Annotated in this window: 18 protein-coding genes and 1 pseudogene; 12 read left to right on the top strand and 7 right to left on the bottom strand. The window is 67.1% G+C overall.

The window, feature by feature from the left end; genetic code table 11:
- Positions 1-559: 559 nt before the first annotated feature.
- The 5 genes from G8760_RS28665 to G8760_RS28685 all read right to left on the bottom strand — a co-directional run bounded on the left by G8760_RS28665 (position 560) and on the right by G8760_RS28685 (position 5,805).
- On the bottom strand, positions 560-1,324 hold the full coding sequence (locus G8760_RS28665; protein WP_166356235.1) for a siderophore-interacting protein: 765 nt from the start codon (positions 1,322-1,324) through the stop codon (positions 560-562).
- A complete protein-coding gene (locus G8760_RS28670) occupies positions 1,321-2,745 on the bottom strand; it encodes a serine hydrolase domain-containing protein (protein ID WP_166356236.1) in 1,425 nt (474 codons plus the stop codon). The genes G8760_RS28665 and G8760_RS28670 overlap by 4 nt, the downstream gene beginning before the upstream one ends.
- Before the next feature lie 61 nt (positions 2,746-2,806).
- The gene (radA, locus tag G8760_RS28675) at positions 2,807-4,177 is read right to left on the bottom strand and encodes a DNA repair protein RadA (RefSeq protein ID WP_166356237.1); all 1,371 of its coding nucleotides are present in this window, start codon (positions 4,175-4,177) and stop codon (positions 2,807-2,809) included.
- Positions 4,178-4,219: 42 nt separating this feature from the next.
- Positions 4,220-4,912, bottom strand: a complete 693-nt coding sequence (locus G8760_RS28680; protein WP_207782837.1) for a class I SAM-dependent methyltransferase — start codon at positions 4,910-4,912, stop codon at positions 4,220-4,222.
- Positions 4,913-4,959: 47 nt separating this feature from the next.
- Positions 4,960-5,805, bottom strand: a complete 846-nt coding sequence (locus G8760_RS28685; protein ID WP_246222721.1) for a DUF3109 family protein — start codon at positions 5,803-5,805, stop codon at positions 4,960-4,962.
- 198 nt (positions 5,806-6,003) lie between these two features.
- Between G8760_RS28685 and G8760_RS28690 the strand changes: the two genes are divergently transcribed.
- The 3 genes from G8760_RS28690 (at position 6,004) to G8760_RS28700 (ending at position 8,496) form a co-directional block, all read left to right on the top strand.
- Positions 6,004-6,969, top strand: a complete 966-nt coding sequence (locus G8760_RS28690) for a Ppx/GppA family phosphatase (RefSeq protein WP_166356238.1) — start codon at positions 6,004-6,006, stop codon at positions 6,967-6,969.
- A gap of 73 nt (positions 6,970-7,042) precedes the next feature.
- Positions 7,043-7,903, top strand: a complete 861-nt coding sequence (locus tag G8760_RS28695; RefSeq protein ID WP_166356267.1) for a TIM barrel protein — start codon at positions 7,043-7,045, stop codon at positions 7,901-7,903.
- Entirely contained in the window at positions 7,900-8,496 is a 597-nt protein-coding gene (locus G8760_RS28700; RefSeq protein ID WP_166356239.1) for a TetR/AcrR family transcriptional regulator, read from the top strand. Before G8760_RS28695 ends, G8760_RS28700 begins: the two co-directional genes overlap by 4 nt.
- A gap of 12 nt (positions 8,497-8,508) precedes the next feature.
- Here G8760_RS28700 and G8760_RS28705 read toward each other — a convergent pair whose 3' ends face one another.
- Positions 8,509-9,267, bottom strand: coding sequence for a phosphatase PAP2 family protein (locus G8760_RS28705; RefSeq protein WP_166356240.1), 759 nt, complete (start codon positions 9,265-9,267; stop codon positions 8,509-8,511).
- Positions 9,268-9,578: 311 nt separating this feature from the next.
- On the opposite strand from G8760_RS28705, the gene G8760_RS28710 reads away from it, so the two are divergent.
- The 8 genes and pseudogenes from G8760_RS28710 (at position 9,579) to G8760_RS28745 (ending at position 16,018) form a co-directional block, all read left to right on the top strand.
- Positions 9,579-10,181, top strand: coding sequence for a TetR/AcrR family transcriptional regulator (locus G8760_RS28710; RefSeq protein ID WP_166356241.1), 603 nt, complete (start codon positions 9,579-9,581; stop codon positions 10,179-10,181).
- A gap of 120 nt (positions 10,182-10,301) precedes the next feature.
- A complete protein-coding gene (locus G8760_RS28715; protein ID WP_166356268.1) occupies positions 10,302-11,231 on the top strand; it encodes a proline dehydrogenase family protein in 930 nt (309 codons plus the stop codon).
- The gene (gene proC / locus G8760_RS28720) at positions 11,228-12,031 is read left to right on the top strand and encodes a pyrroline-5-carboxylate reductase (RefSeq protein ID WP_166356242.1); all 804 of its coding nucleotides are present in this window, start codon (positions 11,228-11,230) and stop codon (positions 12,029-12,031) included. The genes G8760_RS28715 and proC overlap by 4 nt, the downstream gene beginning before the upstream one ends.
- A gap of 82 nt (positions 12,032-12,113) precedes the next feature.
- On the top strand, positions 12,114-13,316 hold the full coding sequence (locus G8760_RS28725; RefSeq protein ID WP_166356243.1) for an acetoin utilization protein AcuC: 1,203 nt from the start codon (positions 12,114-12,116) through the stop codon (positions 13,314-13,316).
- 192 nt (positions 13,317-13,508) lie between these two features.
- Entirely contained in the window at positions 13,509-13,739 is a 231-nt protein-coding gene (locus tag G8760_RS28730; RefSeq protein WP_166356244.1) for a helix-turn-helix domain-containing protein, read from the top strand.
- A 210-nt stretch (positions 13,740-13,949) separates the two neighbouring features.
- Entirely contained in the window at positions 13,950-14,051 is a 102-nt protein-coding gene (locus G8760_RS28735; RefSeq protein WP_013020966.1) for a 30S ribosomal protein bS22, read from the top strand.
- Between the two features lie 90 nt (positions 14,052-14,141).
- A pseudogene (locus G8760_RS31045) lies at positions 14,142-14,759 on the top strand (NAD-dependent epimerase/dehydratase family protein); the annotation flags it as partial.
- A 266-nt stretch (positions 14,760-15,025) separates the two neighbouring features.
- On the top strand, positions 15,026-16,018 hold the full coding sequence (locus tag G8760_RS28745; protein WP_343074471.1) for a lysophospholipid acyltransferase family protein: 993 nt from the start codon (positions 15,026-15,028) through the stop codon (positions 16,016-16,018).
- Between the two features lie 17 nt (positions 16,019-16,035).
- Here G8760_RS28745 and G8760_RS28750 read toward each other — a convergent pair whose 3' ends face one another.
- Positions 16,036-16,899: an HAD family hydrolase gene (locus G8760_RS28750; protein ID WP_207782839.1), complete on the bottom strand. Its 864-nt coding sequence runs from the start codon at positions 16,897-16,899 to the stop codon at positions 16,036-16,038.
- 38 nt (positions 16,900-16,937) lie between these two features.
- On the opposite strand from G8760_RS28750, the gene G8760_RS28755 reads away from it, so the two are divergent.
- A complete protein-coding gene (locus G8760_RS28755) occupies positions 16,938-17,327 on the top strand; it encodes a glutaredoxin family protein (protein ID WP_211199025.1) in 390 nt (129 codons plus the stop codon).
- The last annotated feature ends 149 nt before the right edge of the window (positions 17,328-17,476 follow it).

Below are 17,476 nucleotides of genomic sequence, written 5' to 3' on the forward strand. Positions count from 1 at the left end.
CCAACGCCGCGGCCATCCTGATATCCATCGCTGCCACTCTCCCCGTCATGAACACACAGTCCACAACAATTCAGGTGTCAGCGATGTCCCGAGACATCAACTGTCAGCGATGTCCCGAAACAGGACAACGTGTGCGGTAGCGAGGCGTGCATCTGATCGACCGCGTGTCCATCGCATTCGCCGTGCGCGTAGGTGTCGGCGTACATGGTGGCGATCACTATCCTTGGCGTTGGCTGCAACAAGCTTCCTTGTGGCACATTGCCGTGTGCAGCGAGCCTCCTTGTTGTTGCCCTGGTGACAGTAAGCGTCCTTGTGTCCGGGGTGGATGCCGCAGTGAGCCTCCTTGTTGTGGGCCCGGACACTCACCACACTTCCCTCCCACAGCGAGGACGGTGCTGCCCTGTCTCGGACTTCGCTACCGCCAGATGGGGTTAAGGGCCGGATTCGGGCTTGAACGCCATGTGGCGGTAGCGCAGTGCGCGATGAAGGCGCACATAGGAGATCAGGTGCACAAGCGGAGATCAGGTGCACAAACGGAGATCAGGTGCACGGCGGGACGTCAGCCGGGGGATCCCGAACGACCTCGCCGCCAATATCCAAAAGCGTGTAGGTCGGGACGGTCCACGCCGCGCTCGGCAGCGGCGAATCGGCGCACCGCCCGGACCTCGGACGTCTCGCCCGCAACCCACACCTCGACCCGTCCGGACGGCCACGGCAGATCTCGGACGGCTGTCTCCAGCGCGCCCGTCGTTCCCGCCGGTACACCGTCGCGGTGCAGCCAGCGCAGCGACAGCTCTGCCGTGGTGGACAGAGGCTGTTCTTCGGCAGCGTCGGCTATCTCGATGAAGGCATGGACCGGAAACCCGGCCGGTGCCGTCTCCAGGAGCGCGGCGACCGCAGGAAGGCCGGTCTCGTCGCTCACCATCACCAGTGCATCACTGGCGAACGACGGAACGGCGTGTGGCCGAGGCCCAGTAAAGGTGATGGTGTCGCCCGGCTCGGCCTCGGAGGCCCAGCGGACGAACGGGCCGTCGCCGTGTAGCACCACGTCGATGTCCAGCACACCGGTGGATTCGTCGTAACGGCGGACGGTATAGGTGCGACTCGGTGGGCGGGCGCCGCTCGTCGCACCGAGTTCTACGTCGGCGGGTGGTGAGAGCCGGAGTACCTGGTTGGGGCAGCCGGGGTCGAACGGCAGGTGCGGGGTGTCGACCGCCGCGGTGAGTCGAAGCATGGCCGGAGTGACGCTGTTCCTGCCGATGACCCGCAGCAGACCGGCCGTGGGGTGCGGATCCGCCGTGCTTCCCGGCGCTTGGCTGGTCACCGTAGGGGTGCCTCGACGGACACGGTGGCACGTTTCGCGGCGGCGGCGGTTAGTTCGTCGATCGGGTACGACGTGGTGGCGCTGCCGCCGCGCACCGAGACCACGGCGGCTCCGTCGAACTCGAACGTCAGCGCCTCGCCGTACGAGCCATACCCCACACCACCGGAAATCTTCAGCGTCCGGTCGTCGACGACGGTCAGCGGTGTGAGCCCCTGCGTGGGGTCGTCGGACGTGGGCACCATCAGGTACAGCCGGCCACCCAACAGGGCGACGTCGGAAACCCGCCACAGGTTCGCGTAGCGGCCGGTGAACCGGCGCAGATCCACGCCGTTGGCTGGCGGCGGAGAACCACCGTCGGCCAGCGGCGCCCCCTCGACGGCCAAGTTGACCAGCCGGATCAGGGCGTTGGCGAGGGTGTCGGCCGGCCCGTCGATGGCATTGGTGAGCACGGAGACGGCCAGCCGGTCGGCCGGGTCGAAGTATGTCCGAGTGATGTGTCCGGGGTAGCCGCCGCCGTGGCCATAGACCCGACGGCCGCCGAACTCGAAGCGCGCCAACCCGAAGCCGTATTCGGACTGCCCTCCTTCCACCGTCCACTCGGCACGGCGCATCAGACGTTTGGACTCGTCGGTGAGTAGACGCTCGTCGCCATCGAAATGAGCGGCGGCGTAGCGGACGACGTCTTCCGCCGTGCTGTAGAACCCGGTGGCCGCGGCCAACGCCCGAGTGTCGACCTGGTCGATCGGCACCCGATGGTCGGCGTAGGCGAGTGAGCTGTAGCCGCGGGCGAAGTCGCCCGCGCGGGCGGGTTCGTATTCGGGGCCGGTGTCGGCCAGCCCGAGACGTGCGACGACGTGCTCGGTCACGTAGCTGTTGTAGCTTTGCCCGGAGGCCGCCGCCACGACGAGTCCCAGCAGCCCGTAGCCAATGTTGGAGTACTTGAAGCGTTCGTTGGCCGCGATGATGTCAGCGCGGTCCGTGGCGATCCTCTTGAGCTGTTCCTCATCCGGGAACGAGTGGTAGAGCTGCCAGAAGTCGCCGTCATGCCCGTCGCGCACCAGGCCACTGCCGTGGGCGAGCAGCTCACGCAGTGTCAGGCGGCCGGCGGCGCTGTCGTGGAGGAACGGCACCCACCGTTCGACCGCGTCGTCGAGGCGCAGCGCCCCTTGCTCGAGCAGTTGCAGCACTGCGGTGGCGGTGAACGTTTTTGAATGGGACGCGATACGGAACAGGTGGCCCCGGGTCAGTTCGGTGCCGGCTTCGATGTCAGCGTAACCGTAGGCGCTGGACAGCATGATCTCGTCGTCGTATAGGACGGCGGCTTGTACCCCCGGGATCCGGGCGTACCCCTGACGGAACCTCAGCCAGTAGTCGAAGTAGGAGACGGCGTCGGCGACGGCGGCACGGGTCAGCTCACTCACGGCGTTCCAGCTTAGGAGGTCGGCCGCCAGCGACGTCGCCGGGCTCGCCAGCGTGGCGTGATCAGTTCAGCGGGAAGGCAGCCGCGGGGTCGGCGACGACGGCCAGCGCGGCACCGACGTGCTCGACCTCGACGACCCGGATGCCGGGCGGCACCGGCCCGGGATCGGGAGGAACCAGCGCGGTGGTGAAGCCCATCCGCTCGGCTTCGGCCAGCCGGCGCTGCAGACCGGTGACCCCCCTGATCTCGCCGGCCAGGCCCACCTCGCCCAGTGTGACCATCCCCATGGGGGTCGGCTCTTGTGCCGCTGCGCTGGCGACCGCCATGAGCACGGCGAGGTCGGCGGCTGGTTCGACCAACCGCGCGCCTCCCACCGTCGACGTGTAGACGTCTCTGGTGCTGAGCACCACCCGTCCACGCCGTTCCAGCACGGCCAACACCATGGACACGCGGTTGGAGTCCAGCCCGCTGTTGGCCCGACGGGGCGTGTTGAGGGCCGACGGCGCCACCAGAGCCTGCACCTCACCCAGAAGTGGCCGCCGTCCCTCAACCGTCACGGTGATACATGTTCCAGGAACCGGCGCGGCATGGCGGGAAAGGAACAGGCCCGTAGGGTCGGGGAGGGACGTGATACCGGTGTCGGTGAGGTCGAAGCAGCCGACCTCGTCGGCTGGGCCGTAGCGGTTCTTGACCGTACGCACCGTGCGTAGCCGTGAATTCCGGTCGCCCTCGAAGTGCAGGACGACGTCCACCAGATGTTCGAGGACACGAGGCCCGGCGATGGAGCCGTCCTTGGTGACATGGCCGACCAGCACGGTAGCAACACCGCGTTCTTTGGCCACCCGGATCAGGGTGCTGGCGACCTCGCGCACCTGGGTGACCCCGCCCACCGGGCTATCCAGTGCCGGACTGGCTACCGTCTGCACCGAGTCCAATACGATCAGCGTCGGCTTGACCTCGTCGATGTGGGTCAGCACCGCGGACAGATCCGTCTCCGCCGTGAGGAAGAGCTGATCGGCCATCGCGCCGGTACGCTCGGCGCGCAGCCGCACCTGTGCCGTGGATTCCTCGCCCGTGACGTACAGCGCGCGGCCAGCGTCTTCGGCCCACCGGGCGGTGACGTCCAGTAGCAGCGTGGACTTACCAACCCCCGGCTCCCCGGCGAGCAGGATGACGGCACCCTGGACCAGGCCGCCACCGAGTGCGCGGTCGAACTCCTCGACCCCGGTGGGACGCGACCTGGCAACCTCGAGGCCAACGGCGACGATGGGCTGGGCCGTCCGGTTGACCGGACCGGCCTGGGTAGTACCAGCTCGAGGGGACGCGGCTTCGTCGACCGTGCCCCAGGCCTGGCACTCGCCGCAGCGGCCGACCCACTTCGAGGTGGTCCAGCCGCACTCGACACACCGGAAGGTCTGCGCTGCTTTCGCCATGAACAGAACCGTAGACCCTGGTACCGACAACACCGAGGACGGTCAGAACGTGCGCCAGAACAGGTTCACCGCGTAATCGACCGTTGTGCCGGGGTGTTCGGCGAGGATCACGTCGGCGGCATCGGGGGCGAACTCGATACGGACCACGGCCTCGAACGATGCCCGGTCCGGCTGCACCCAGGCGATGTCCAGCTGCCGGCGATGCCAGCCGTTTCGGGCCCAGAAGCGCTCCACCGCGGCAGCGTCGTACGACGGGAGCGCCCGGCGGAACCAGCCTCCGAACGTCGACCGGGTCGCGTCATTGTCGACGACGAATGCGGTTCCGCCGCGGCGCATCACCCTGGACAACTCGGTGAGGCCGGGTTCACATCCGGGCCCGAAGAAATACGCCCACCGCGCGTGCGCCACGTCGACCGACGACGACGGCAGCGGCAGCGACTGCGCGGTGCCGCGCAGCACGGTGACCGTCGGCCCGAGTTCAGCGGCCCGGCGCTGGGCGCGGCGCAGAAGCGGCGGGTGCGGCTCGACGCCGATCACCCGGGCGGCGGCCTCGGCGAAGCGCGACAGGTGAAACCCCGAACCGCAGCCGATGTCGAGGACGACCTGCTCGGACCAGTCGTGCACGCCGCGCATGGTCTGTTCGATCAGGCCGCCCGGGTCGACCCCGAGGTTCTCTATTTCATAGACATCGGGGTACTTCCAGATGTTCGGGCTGGGGATGACGTCGCGGCGCACCCAGCCACGATATAGCCCGCTCTGGCGCTCACCACCAGGGCCGACGACTACCGAGGTGGGGCAGTGGCGGCAGCTGTGGCGGGGTGGACCGTGAGGGGGAGTTGCGCGGCGAGAAACGCCTGGCAATGCTGGGCAAGTTCGTCATAGGCGGGGTCGCCGACGAGTTCGCGGAGTTCGGCCTCGTTGGAGACGTAGACCGGCTGCCCGCCGACATGGGCCCGCGGTGAATCAGTGCAGTACCAGTCCATGTCGTGGCCGCCAGGCCCCCAATCGCGGGCCTGGTACTCGCCGACGGTGATCTCCAGGTAGGTGCTGCCGTCGGCGCGGGTGACGTCGCGGTAGGTGCGGCGGATCGGCAGCTGCCAGCACACGTCCGGTTTGGCCCGCAATGGATGTATGCCCGCGCGTAAGGCGTACGTGTGCAGGGCACAACCTGCCCCACCGGCGAATCCGGGCCGGTTCATGAACACACATGCGCCGTCGACGGTGCGGGTCTTGTGTTCGCCGTCTTCGTCGGTCTCCACAACACCGCGGCGGAGCCCGTCGTCACGTAGCTGCCACACGTCGGCGCCGAGGCGGGTAGAGACCTCGCGGACCCGCCGTTCGTCGTCCTCGTCGGAGAAATGCGCGCCATGAGTGCAGCAGCCGTCGTCGGGCCGGGAAGCGTAGATTCCAGGGCATCCACGACCGAAGATGCAGGTCCATCGCGACGTCAGCCAGGTGAGGTCACAGCGCAGGATGTGGTCCGGATCGCTGGGGTCGGTGAACTCGACCCAGGTACGTGTATCGGCCGGTAGCCGTTCGGGTGTCGGGTCGGATGGCATCCGCTGGCCATGGTGCCGTGGTGTGTCCGGCGTCGGCCCGGCCAGATCTCGCTGCTCTGCACTCCCCACGGGACGAGCGTAGGCGCCAGCTCGGATAGCTCGCTATGCGGCTCCCGGAACCGGCCCGTCCGCAAGCTTTCGTGCGTGTGGAACCCGGGGCCCGGGCGGTCAGCAGGCAGGGCCCTACTCGTTGAATCGATCATCGACGCAGGGTGCTTCGTGGACGGCGCGCGACGAATCGAGCTTGGAGCCCGGTAACCTCGGATGATGCGCATCGGAGTTCTGGACGTGGGGTCCAACACCGTGCACCTCCTCCTCGTCGACGCTCATCCCGGGGCGAAGCCCCTACCGGCGTACAAGGAGAAGACGGAGCTTCGCCTCATCGAGTTGCTCGACGGCAACGGTGAGTTGAACGGGCACGGCGCCGAGCAACTGGTCGAGTGTTGTGTCAACGCGGTGGAGATCGCCGAAGACAAAGGCGCGACGTCGATGCTCGCGTTCGCTACCTCCGCACTACGCGACTCGCCGAACGGTGCGGCCCTCATCGACCGGGTCAACCGAGAGGCCGGCATCGACCTCAAGGTGCTCTCCGGCGAGGACGAGTCGAGGCTGACGTTTCTCGCGGTGCGGCGCTGGTACGGATGGTCGGCGGGGAGGCTGCTGTGCTTCGACATCGGCGGCGGCTCGCTTGAGCTTGCGGCCGGCATCGACGAGGATCCCGATGTCGCGGTTTCGTTGCCACTCGGAGCGGCCCGGTTAACCCGAGACTGGTTCACCACGGATCCACCATCCGAGGACGAGCTGCGTGCGCTCCGCCGTCACGTGCGCGCCGAGATCGCCGAGGTGGTGGGGAAAGTGAACCGGTTCGGCGCACCCGATCAGACGGTGGCGTCAAGCAAAACGTTCCGTTCTCTGGCCCGCGTCACCGGTGCGGCGCCGTCCGGAGAAGGGCCGTACGTACGCCGGACGCTGAACCGGGCAGAGCTGGCCGAATTGGTCGACCAACTTGGCCAGATGCCCGCGGCCGAGCGGGCGAAACTTCCCGGCGTCGCCAAGGGCCGGGCCGAACAGCTGCTGGCCGGGGCCGTCGTCGCGGACGCCGCCATGGACCTGTTCGACGTGGAGTCGATGGACATCTGCCCGTGGGCGCTCCGCGAGGGTTTGATCCTGCGCCGGCTCGATCAGCTCGAAGGTGTGGGCTCGGACTCGGCGGAACCGTCCAGCGGTTCATGAGCCGGCCCTCCACCGTTTGTGCTGACCTCCTACGCTTGGGGATGTGTCTCAGCTGCGGCAGAGTGTGTCGGGAGTGTTGAGCGTGCCCGACGCACCGGTGGGCCTATCCACCGCGTCCGTCTACCCTCAGGGCACCGAGGCGGCGTTCCAGATGGCGGCATCACTCGGCTATGACGGCGTCGAGCTGATGGTGTGGACCGATCCAGTCAGCCAGGACGTCGACGAGGTGGCCCGCCTCTCGCAGCGATACCACCTGCCCGTCCTCTCCATACATGCGCCGTGTCTACTCATCACCCAACGGGTGTGGTCACCAGACCCATGGGTCCGGTTGACCAGGTCGATCGAGGCGGCGCAGCAGTTGGGCTCGCCCACCGTCGTGATCCACCCGCCATTCCGTTGGCAACGCGACTATGCGCGTGGGTTCGATGAACGAGTTGCGGAGCTGGAGGACGAGAGCGGGGTGACGATCGCGGTGGAGAACATGTATCCGTGGCGGGCAGCCGGCCGCGATATCGCCGCGTATGCGCCGCACTGGGATCCGACGTCGGGCCCGTACCGCAATATCACCCTTGATCTCTCCCATGCCGCTGTCGCCGGCGCCGACTCGCTGACGATGGCCGAGGAGATCGGCGACCGGCTGGCCCACGTACACATGACCGACGGCACGTCGTCGTCGCGCGATGAACACCTGGTGCCGGGTCGTGGGAACCAGCCGTGCGCCGCGTTGTTGGAGTGGCTGGCCTGGAAGGAATGGTCGGGTGCGGTCATCCTCGAGGTGACCACCAGGCGCGCACGCAGCGTGGCTGAGCGTGAGGCGGATCTTGACGAAGCGCTCGCTTTCACCAGGTTGCACCTGGCCACTGCGGTGGAGACCGCCTTCGCCGTCGCCGCCGACGGCACCGCGGAGCAAGTGGCGCGCCGGAGGAAGCCGTGAAGGAACACCCGCGCCGCCGAGGCCGTCCACCGGGTGGCCAGAGCTCGCGTGGGGGCATTCTCGCCGCCGCCCGAGCGGAGTTCGAGGAGCAGGGGTACAACAACGCCACGGTCCGGGCGATCGCTCGCCGGGCCAACGTCGACCCGGCGATGATCCACCACTACTTCGGTACCAAGGAGAACCTGTTTCTGGCGGCCATGGACATCTCAGTCAGCCCGGATGAGCTGGTCGAGTCCCTGGCCGGTGGACCTCGTGAGGAGCTCGGTGAGCGTGCGGTGCGCACCTTCCTGCGCTTCTGGGGCGATCCCAGGACGCGTGGACCGCTCTTAGGGTTGCTCCGTTCGGCGATGACGAACGAGATGGCGGCGTTGCTGCTGCGTCAGTTCCTTGCCAGGGTGGTGTTGAGCCGTGTCCTGGTCGTGTTCGAGGACGTGCCGGATGGGCGGCTTCGGGCCGAAGCGCTGGCGGCACAGCTGGTGGGTATCGGCATTCTGCGTTTCGTCGTCAAGCTGGAACCCATCGCGTCGGCGTCCGACGAGGAGCTGATCGCACTAGTCGGGCCCGTGGTTCAGGGGTACCTACCCGAGCCGTGACTGAAGATCGGGCTACTTCTGCAGGCCGACCTTCTCCCGGGGGTCGGGCTGCAGTACGACGGTTCCGGCGGCACCTGGGCGTTCGTCGTCGGAACCGTCAGCGGTGGACGTCGCTGGCTGATCAGCCGACTCAGGTGGGGTTTCGGGCGGCCGGCGGGACTCCTTCAGCCGTTCCAGGCCGACGGCGATGGCGAGCCCGGCGAGAACCACGGCGCCACCGACGATCCCGTCGAGGATGTAGTGGTTGCCGGTGAGCACGATGGCGATGAACATCAGCACGGGCATGAGGACGCCGGAGATCTTGGCGAGCGTGGTGCGTCCGACGGTGACCCAGGCGATGGCTAGCAGCAGGATCCAGCCGAAGTGCAGGCTCGGCATGGCCGCGTACTCGTTGACCAGGGGTGAGGCGTTGAAGTCTCGGTAGGCCTCGGAGTTTTCCGCGACGGTGTCGGTGAAGCCGTGCTGGGGAAGGAACCTGGGCGGCGCCAGGGGGAACATCGCGAAGATCACCAAGGTGATGGAGCCGGAGGCCAGCAGCGCGTTGCGGAACAACGGATACCGGTCGGGGTGCCGGATCAACAGCCACAACAGGGTGCCGACCAACACGGGCCAGTAGCCGCCGATGTAGATGGCATTTATCACGTTGATGAGTGCGTCGTTGCCGACGATCCAGTCCTGCAGGTCGGGCTCGATGAAGAAGCCTAGAGACTTCTGGAACGAGATGACCCGTTCGGCGTTGTCATAAGCAAGATCGACACGGTCGTCCGTCATGCCTCTGACCAGGGAATACAGTAGGGCAGCGCTGAGGATCAGCACGACTTCGCGGACGCCTAACCGAACTCGCTGGCTCCGAGCCGCCCGGCTTACACGTTCGAGTACCCGGGCTCCCATGACATCCGGACCTCCCCTTGGTTTCGCTTACTTGCCAGCCGGCAAGTAAGGTAGATACTAGTACTTGTCGGCCGGGTGTATCTGCTTCGGCGACGAGAATTGTTGCGTGATTCGGGCCACAAGGCCGTAAAAGAGGCCGTAAAAGAGGCCGCAAAAGAGGGCGCAAAAGAGGGCGTGAAATGAGGATGCAGATGGGAGAGACCGCAAGAGACGTGCCGCCTAATACGGCGGAACGGATTCGCCAGGTCGCCCTCGACCTCTTCTCGCGCAACGGCTATGAGAAGACCTCGCTGAGAGAGATCGCCGAGGAACTCGGCATCACCAAGGCGGCGGTCTACTATCACTACCGCAGCAAGGTCGACATCCTCGACGACCTCCTCCGACCGGTGGCCGAAGCCGAAGAGCAGATCCTCGACGAGGCGGCGCAATTCGCTCTGGACACCATGGAGGGCCGGATGCGCCTCGTGGAGCGCTACCTCGACCTGGTCCTCGAACACCGCCAGCTGACCAGGTATGTCGTCAGCGACATCGTCGGCGCGAGCAACTCCGGGATGGTGCCCCGGCTGCAGCGCAACGACCGCCAGCTCAACTCGTTGTTGTCGCGGGCCGGCTTGTCGCTGGCCGACCAGGTTCGTACTCTGTCGGCCCTGGGTGCCGTGATGGCCGTCCTTAGCCTGGCCGAAGTGCCCGCCGACCAGTTGCGGCCGTTGGTCCGCCAGGCAGCGTGGGGGGCACTCGGACTCGACCGCCCACCGGCCGAAGAGCCGGTGCCGGAATCGCCCGCACGGCTCTGAGCCGACGGCGCCGATCACACCACCGTCAGCGGGCGCCGCTGCGCCACCGTGCCGTAGCCTGTCCTCGTCCCCGGTGAGGGGTATGGACGAAGGGAAGGTGCGGCTGCGTTGCCAGGATCGTTGTCCAGGTCGCTGCTGTTGCGAGCGGCCCGAAGCGTGCGTCTGCGGAGCACGGTGGAACGCGTGCCGGTCACGCGCAAGTTGGTGGCGAGGTATGTCGCGGGGACCGAGGAGCAGGACGCCACTCGAGTATCCGGTGAACTCGTCTCGGAAGGTATGACGGTCACCGTGGACTTCCTCGGCGAAGACACCCTCGACCGACAGCAGGCGGCCAGCGTGGCCGACTCGTACGTTTCCCTGCTCGACGCGCTGCATCAGTCCGGCCTCTCGTCGGCCGTCGAGGTATCCCTGAAGCTGTCGGCCCTCGGCCAAGCGCTCCCAGCGGACGGAGAGGCGATCGCGTTGGAGCACGCACGCAAGGTGTGTGACGCCGCGCGCCGCGCCGGCACCACGGTCACGTTGGACATGGAAGACCACACCACCACCGATTCCACGCTGGGTATCCTCCAGCAACTCCGCTTAGATTTCCCTGAGACCGGCGCCGTGTTGCAGGCCTACCTCCGGCGCACCGAAGCAGACTGTCGTGATCTCGCCTACGAGGGCTCGCGGGTGCGGCTGTGCAAGGGTGCCTACAACGAGCCGCCGGGTGTGGCCTACACCGATCCGCGCGAGGTGGATCGCGCCTACGTCCGGTGCGCCAAGATCCTGCTCGCCGGCCCGGGGTATCCCATGCTCGCCACTCACGACCCACGGCTGGTCGAGATCACCGGGTCCCTCGCCGCCAAGTACCGGCGCGAGCAGGGCAGCTACGAATACCAAATGCTCTATGGCGTGCGGCCGGAGGAACAGCGCCGACTCGTCCGCGCCGGCGAGCGCATGCGGGTGTATGTGCCTTACGGTGAAGATTGGTACGGCTATCTGGTCCGGCGGCTGGCTGAGCGCCCGGCCAACATGTTGCTATTCGTTCGATCGGTGGCGAGCAAACGATGACTGTTGCGATTCTCGGAGCCGGGGTCATGGGTGAAGCCCTGCTGTCCGGCCTGGTCCGAGCCGGCAAGCGGGTCGACGAGCTGTTGGTGACCGAGCGCCGGCCGGAACGGGTCAAGGAGCTGACCGAGCGCTACGGCGTAGAGGCGGTCGACAACCCGACGGCGGTCAAACGCGCGGACACGGTCATCGTCGTCGTCAAGCCGCAGGACATGGGTGCGTTGCTGGACGAGGTCGCCGCCTCGGTGCGGCCCGGCCACCTGATCGTGAGCCTCGCGGCCGGCATCACGACGGCGTTCATCGAGTCCCGGCTACCCGAGGGTACCGCCGTCGTACGCGTCATGCCGAACACTCCGGCGCTGGTAGACGAGGGGATGGCGGCAATCTCACCGGGCTCGCATTGCGACGATGCTCATCTTCGCGAGGTCGAGACTCTGTTGCGATCCACGGGGCGGGTGATGCGCGTTCCGGAGCGGCAGTTGGACGTCGTCACGGCCATCTCCGGTTCCGGCCCGGCCTACGTCTTCTACGTGTGCGAGGCCATGATCGAGGCCGGTGTTCACATGGGCCTTCCGCGGAGCACCGCCACGGAGCTCGTTGTGCAGACCTTGGTCGGGTCGGCCAAACTCTTGCGGGAGACGGGTGAACACCCGACGGTTCTGCGTGAGGGGGTCACCTCGCCGGGTGGCACCACGGCCGCGGCGTTGCGTCTGCTGGAGGAGGGGCGGGTGCGAGCCGATTTCCTGGGAGCCATCGAGGCTGCTCGCGACCGCTCCCGCGCTCTGTCGTCGGGCAACGTCTGAGACCAGCTGCGAGGAAGCAACCGCTGAACCGGTCCGGGGCGACCTCCCAGCGGGCGAGGGACGTGCTCTAGGGTCGACCTCTATGGCGGGGCGAACGAACCAGGGCGGCACCACCCTGCACGTGGCGTGGGATGATGCCCTGATCGGGTATGACTTCGGACGAGACCACCCGATGAACCCTCTGCGCCTAGCCCTCACCATCCGGCTGGCACGTGAGATGGGGGTGTTGGACGGTGCGGGTGTCCAGGTGGTCGCGCCACCGTTGGCCAGCGACGAGCTTCTGGCCACCGTGCATACGGCCGACTTCATCGAGGCGGTGCGCGCGGCAAGTGTCGATCCCACCCAGACCGATCTAGGCCACGGACTCGGCACCGACGATGTCCCGTGTTTCGCGGGCATGCACGATGTCAGCGCCCGGATCGTCGGTGGCACGGTGGCGGCGGCCCGGGCGGTGTGGGCTGGTGCCGTCACTCACGGGGTCAACGTCGCCGGCGGCCTGCATCATGCGATGCCCGCGGCAGCGTCCGGCTTCTGCGTGTACAACGACGTCGCGGTCGGCATCCAGGCGATGCTCGACGCCGGGGCCGAGCGGGTGGCGTATGTGGACGTCGATGTCCACCACGGCGACGGCGTGCAAGCGGTCTTCTATGACGACCCACGCGTGCTCACCATCAGCCTGCATGAGTCGCCCCGCACACTTTTCCCTGGTACCGGATTTCCGGACGAGACCGGCGGGCCAGCCGCCGAGGGGGGCGCGGTCAACGTCGCGCTGCCACCGGGCACCGGTGACGCCGGCTGGTTGCGCGCCTTCCACGCCGTGGTTCCGCAGGTCCTGCGCAGTTGGCAGCCGCAGGTGCTGGTCTCGCAGCACGGCTGCGACAGCCACGCCGACGATCCGTTGGCGCACCTGGCACTGACCGTCGATGGGCAGCGAGCCTCGTACGTCGCCCTGCACGCCTTGGCCGCCGAGTTGTGTGACCATCGCTGGCTGGCCACCGGTGGTGGAGGATACGCGCTTGTCGACGTCGTGCCGCGAGCGTGGACACATCTGCTGGCCATCGCCGCGGGAGCACCGATCCCCCCGGAGACCCCGGTGCCCGCCGGGTGGCGCGAGTTCGTCCGGACCCGGCTGCTGACGGTCGGTCCAGCCCGGATGACCGACGGGGCCGACGGTGAGTACGTACCGTGGGAGAACGGGTACGACCCCGCGGACGCACTGGACCGCGCCATCATGGCCACCAGGTCGGCTGTCTTCCCCTGGCACGGCCTCGATCCGCACTATTAACAACCCGCGCGGGTTGTTAAGGGCTCCGATCGAGTGCCGCGATGCTGAGTGCGACGGGGGCTGGAGTCATCACGAAAAGGATCAGTTTGGCTACTCCCCTTTCCCATCCGTCACATCAGCCACTACCATCGTTAACACGCTGCCGAAGTCGATGCGCGAGAGCCGCGCCGCCGGCACCGTGGTGGAGGAGCGATGACGACGAGCGGACCGGAAACACCCGATGGGCGGCCGCTGGGCGAGGTGCGGTTCCTGACGGTCGCCGAAGTCGCGACCGCCATGCGTGTGTCGAAGATGACGGTCTACCGTCTGGTCCATGCCGGCACGCTGCCGGCCGTCCAGGTGGGTCGGTCGTTCCGAATACCCGAGAGTGCTGTCCATGAATACCTGGACAAGTCCTATGTGCAGGGTATGGAGGCTGGCTGAGCGGCTTCGGGTACGGCTACCGAGGCCACCGCGCGGGCAAGCTTCGCGGCGCCGGGTATGATCGAGAGTGCGGCGCTTGGACCCGCGCGTGCACGTGCATGCTCGGGGTCCGGGTACCCTATCTAGGCATCGCGTTCACCGATGAACCTTAGGTCGGCACGCGACACCCATCGTCAGTCCAAGTCAGTCCAAATCGAGTGAGGTTGCCCTGTGGGCTCTGTGGTCAAGAAGCGACGCAAGCGGATGGCGAAGAAGAAGCACCGCAAGCTCCTGCGCCGTACCCGCGTGCAGCGGCGTCGCCAGGGCAAGTAGGGCGATGACGCCGGCTCCGGTCCGGCCGGCGCCGTGACAATACCCTGACAGCAGCAGGGGGAGGTAGGGCACACGGTGGCCAGGATCGTGATGGTGGTCGGCGTGGCACGTTATCTCGGAGCGCGCCTAGCCCGATTGCTGTCGGAGGACCCGACTGTCGGTCGGGTCATCGGCGTCGACGTCGTTCCACCCACCGAAGACATCGGCGCGGCTGAGTTCGCCGAAGCCGATATCACTACATCGGCGGTCAACCGGGTCATCGCTCGGTACGGGCCGGACACCGTCGTGCACATGAACATCCTGGCGACCCGCTCCGACGCGGGTGGGCGGGCGCCGCAAAAAGAGATCAACGTCATCGGGACGATGCAACTCCTGGCCGCCTGCCAGCGTTCCGACACGGTCAGCAAACTGATCGTCAAGTCGTCCACAGCGGTGTATGGCGCACATCCGGCCGCACCTGCACTGTTCGCCGAAGACATGGTGCAAGGGGCGTTGACCCGGCGGGGCTACGAGAAAGACGCCGGTGAGGTCGAGGCCTACGTGCGGGGGTTCTCGCGCCGGCGGCCCGATGTCGCGGTGACCATTCTTCGCCTGGCCAACGTCATCGGTCCCACCATCCGGACCGCGCTGTCGGAGTACTTCGCGCTCCCGATCGTTCCGGTCGTACTGGGCCGAGACCCCCGGTTTCAACTCGTCCACGAGGACGACTGCCTAGACGTGCTGCGGCTGGCCACGGTCGAAGACCATCCGGGCATCTTCAACGTGGCGGGCGACGGTTTCATGGTGGTCAGCCAGGCGGTACGGCGGGCCGGTCGGATACCGATGCCCGTGCCCAGCCTGGGGGCTCCGTTCGTCGGTGGGTTGCTGCGCCGGACGGGGATCGCGGATCTCGACTCGGTCCAGGTCCGGTTCCTGACGTACGGCCGCGGTGTCGACACCACCCGGATGAGCCACGAACTCGGCTTCACCCCCCGATACGGAACCGTCGACGCGTTCGACGCCTTCGCGCAGGCGAGGGCGCAGGGTGGTCTCCTCGACCGCGAGCGGGTGACCGCCGTCGAAGGTATGTTGCAGTCGCTGATCAGCCGGAACGGAACCAGGTAACGAGCATGTCCTACCCAGGTATCGCCGGAGCCGTGGAGCGATTGCAGCAAGCCCTCGCCTTCACGCGGCGCCGGCTGACCGGAGATTTCACCGTCGACGCCTTCGGGTTCGACGAAGAACTCACCGAGCAGGTGTTGTTGCCGCTGCTACGGCCGCTCTACAGCACCTGGTTCCGCACCGAGGTGCGCGGCATCGAGAACATCCCGGACTCCGGTGCCGCGCTCGTCGTCGCCAACCATTCCGGGACCATCCCGGTCGACTCGTTGATGACCCAGCTGGCCATCCACGACGAACACCCGGCACATCGGCACCTACGTACTCTCGCGGCGACCCTCGTGTTCCAACTTCCGGTCATCTCCGACCTGGCCCGGCGTAGTGGTTCGACCCTCGCATGCACCGACGACGTCGCCACCCTGCTGAGCCGGGGTGAGTTGGTGGGGGTCTGGCCGGAGGGATTCAAAGGGGTCGGCAAGCCGTTCTCCGAGCGATACAAGCTGCAGCGTTTCGGTAGAGGCGGCTTCGTGGCCGCTGCCCTGCGCGCGGGTGTTCCGATCATCCCGTGTTCCATCGTCGGGGCCGAGGAGATCTATCCGCTAGTCGCCAACGCCGACTTCCTGGCCCGGCTGCTCCGCCTGCCGTATGTGCCGATCACGCCCACCTTTCCATGGCTCGGCCCGCTTGGATTGGTCCCGTTGCCGTCGAAGTGGATGATCGAGTTCGGCGAGCCGATCGCCACCGACGGCTACGGCGACGGCGCGGCGGACGATCCCATGGTCATCTTCGACCTCACCGACCATGTTCGCGATGTGGTGCAGGGAACGTTGAACACCCTGCGGGACACGCGCGGTCACCCCTTCCTCTGACCCAGAACACCCGGGGATCAGCGGCGGTTGCGAGCCGCGACGACACCGGCGACGGTGCCCGCGGTAGCCCCGGCCGCGGCGGCTACACCCAGGGTGGTGTTGCGCCGACGCCCCCGGTAGTCACGGATCCGCCAGCCGTGCTGTTTCGCGTGCCTTCGCAGCCGTCGATCGGGATTCACCGCACACGGGTGACCCACCAGCGACAGCATAGGAATGTCGTTGGCCGAGTCGCTGTAGGCCGAGCAGCGGCCAAGCTCCAGACTCTCTCGTTCGGCCAACGCCTCCACCGCGGCCGCCTTGGCCTCGCCGTGCAGAAGATCACCAACCAGGCGGCCGGTGTAGTAGCCGGCTACGTGTTCGGCGACGGTACCGAGCGCGCCGGTGAGGCCCAGACGTTTCGCGATGATGGTCGCGATTTCGGCGGGCGCCGCGGTGACCAGCCATACCCGCTGGCCCTGGTCCACGTGTAGGTGGGCGATCGCCTGAGTGCCAGGCCAGATCTTGCTGGCCATACGTTCCTCGAAGATCTCTTCACCGATGGTGGCCAGCTCGGAGACCGAGCGGCCGGCGATGAACGACAGCGCGGTGCTGCGTGCCTCCTGCATATGGCCGGAATGTTCGGCGCCGGAGGCAAACCGCACCTGTTGGTAGGCGAAGCGCACTAGATCGCTGGTGCGGAAGAAATCTCGCGCGTAGAGGCCACGAGCCAGGTAGAACAGCGACGCGCCGCGCAGCATGGTGTTGTCCAGGTCGAAGAACGCCGCCGCGCGGGAATCGGGTGGCAGGTCGACGCCCGCTGTCTCCTCGGCCGTCTGGGCGGCCGCCTGACCCACATATTTGTACCGGGCCCGGCGCACGGTCATCATCTGGCGCACGGTCATCAAGAGTAGTGTGAAAGCCGCCTTGCGAGGAGGGTGATGTGCGGTTCATCAAACGCTGGCGTGGCCGCGGACAACCGGCCGGCGACGACACCATCGGCGCCGTTGGCTTCGGTGAATCCCCGCAGTGGCCGGATCACCTACCGGATGTCGGGGCCGCAACGAGGGTTCTCATGCTGGGGCGGCCCGGCTGCCACCTGTGTGACGATGCTCGCATCGTCATCGACCGGGTGTGTGCGGAGTTCGGTGTCGGATGGGAGGAACACAGCATCGACGGTGAACCGGAGTTGCGGCGTCGGTATGGTGACCAAGTGCCGGTGACGTTCGTCGACGGTGCCCAGCACGACTACTGGCGCGTGGACGAAGACCGCCTGCGCATGGCCCTGCGGCGGGATCGTCGAGCCGCGAGTGGTGGTGGCGAGGGCCCGTAGGTGCTGGCGGCTCGGGGTGGTGTGAGACCGTTCGGTGCTGGCTCGGGGCCCGTGGCGCCCCGGGAGAGCTGCTGTTGTAGCGGCGTCTCATAATCCACAACTGCCAAGATCGCAACTTTGTGCGTCGCTTCACAAGTGGCCTAGGGTTG

Source organism: Phytoactinopolyspora limicola, from assembly GCF_011320225.1.
GTDB lineage: Bacteria > Actinomycetota > Actinomycetes > Jiangellales > Jiangellaceae > Phytoactinopolyspora > Phytoactinopolyspora limicola.

What these genes read in the sequence shown, in the direction of transcription:
- radA (WP_166356237.1), bottom strand. Translation starts at nt 4,177, where the DNA reads ATGGCGAAAGCAGCGCAGACCTTCCGGTGTGTCGAGTGCGGCTGGACC.
- G8760_RS28690 (WP_166356238.1), top strand. Translation starts at nt 6,004, where the DNA reads ATGCGCATCGGAGTTCTGGACGTGGGGTCCAACACCGTGCACCTCCTC.
- G8760_RS28705 (WP_166356240.1), bottom strand. Translation starts at nt 9,267, where the DNA reads ATGACGGACGACCGTGTCGATCTTGCTTATGACAACGCCGAACGGGTC.
- G8760_RS28710 (WP_166356241.1), top strand. Translation starts at nt 9,579, where the DNA reads ATGGGAGAGACCGCAAGAGACGTGCCGCCTAATACGGCGGAACGGATT.
- proC (WP_166356242.1), top strand. Translation starts at nt 11,228, where the DNA reads ATGACTGTTGCGATTCTCGGAGCCGGGGTCATGGGTGAAGCCCTGCTG.
- G8760_RS28725 (WP_166356243.1), top strand. Translation starts at nt 12,114, where the DNA reads ATGGCGGGGCGAACGAACCAGGGCGGCACCACCCTGCACGTGGCGTGG.
- G8760_RS28730 (WP_166356244.1), top strand. Translation starts at nt 13,509, where the DNA reads ATGACGACGAGCGGACCGGAAACACCCGATGGGCGGCCGCTGGGCGAG.
- G8760_RS28750 (WP_207782839.1), bottom strand. Translation starts at nt 16,899, where the DNA reads ATGACCGTGCGCCAGATGATGACCGTGCGCCGGGCCCGGTACAAATAT.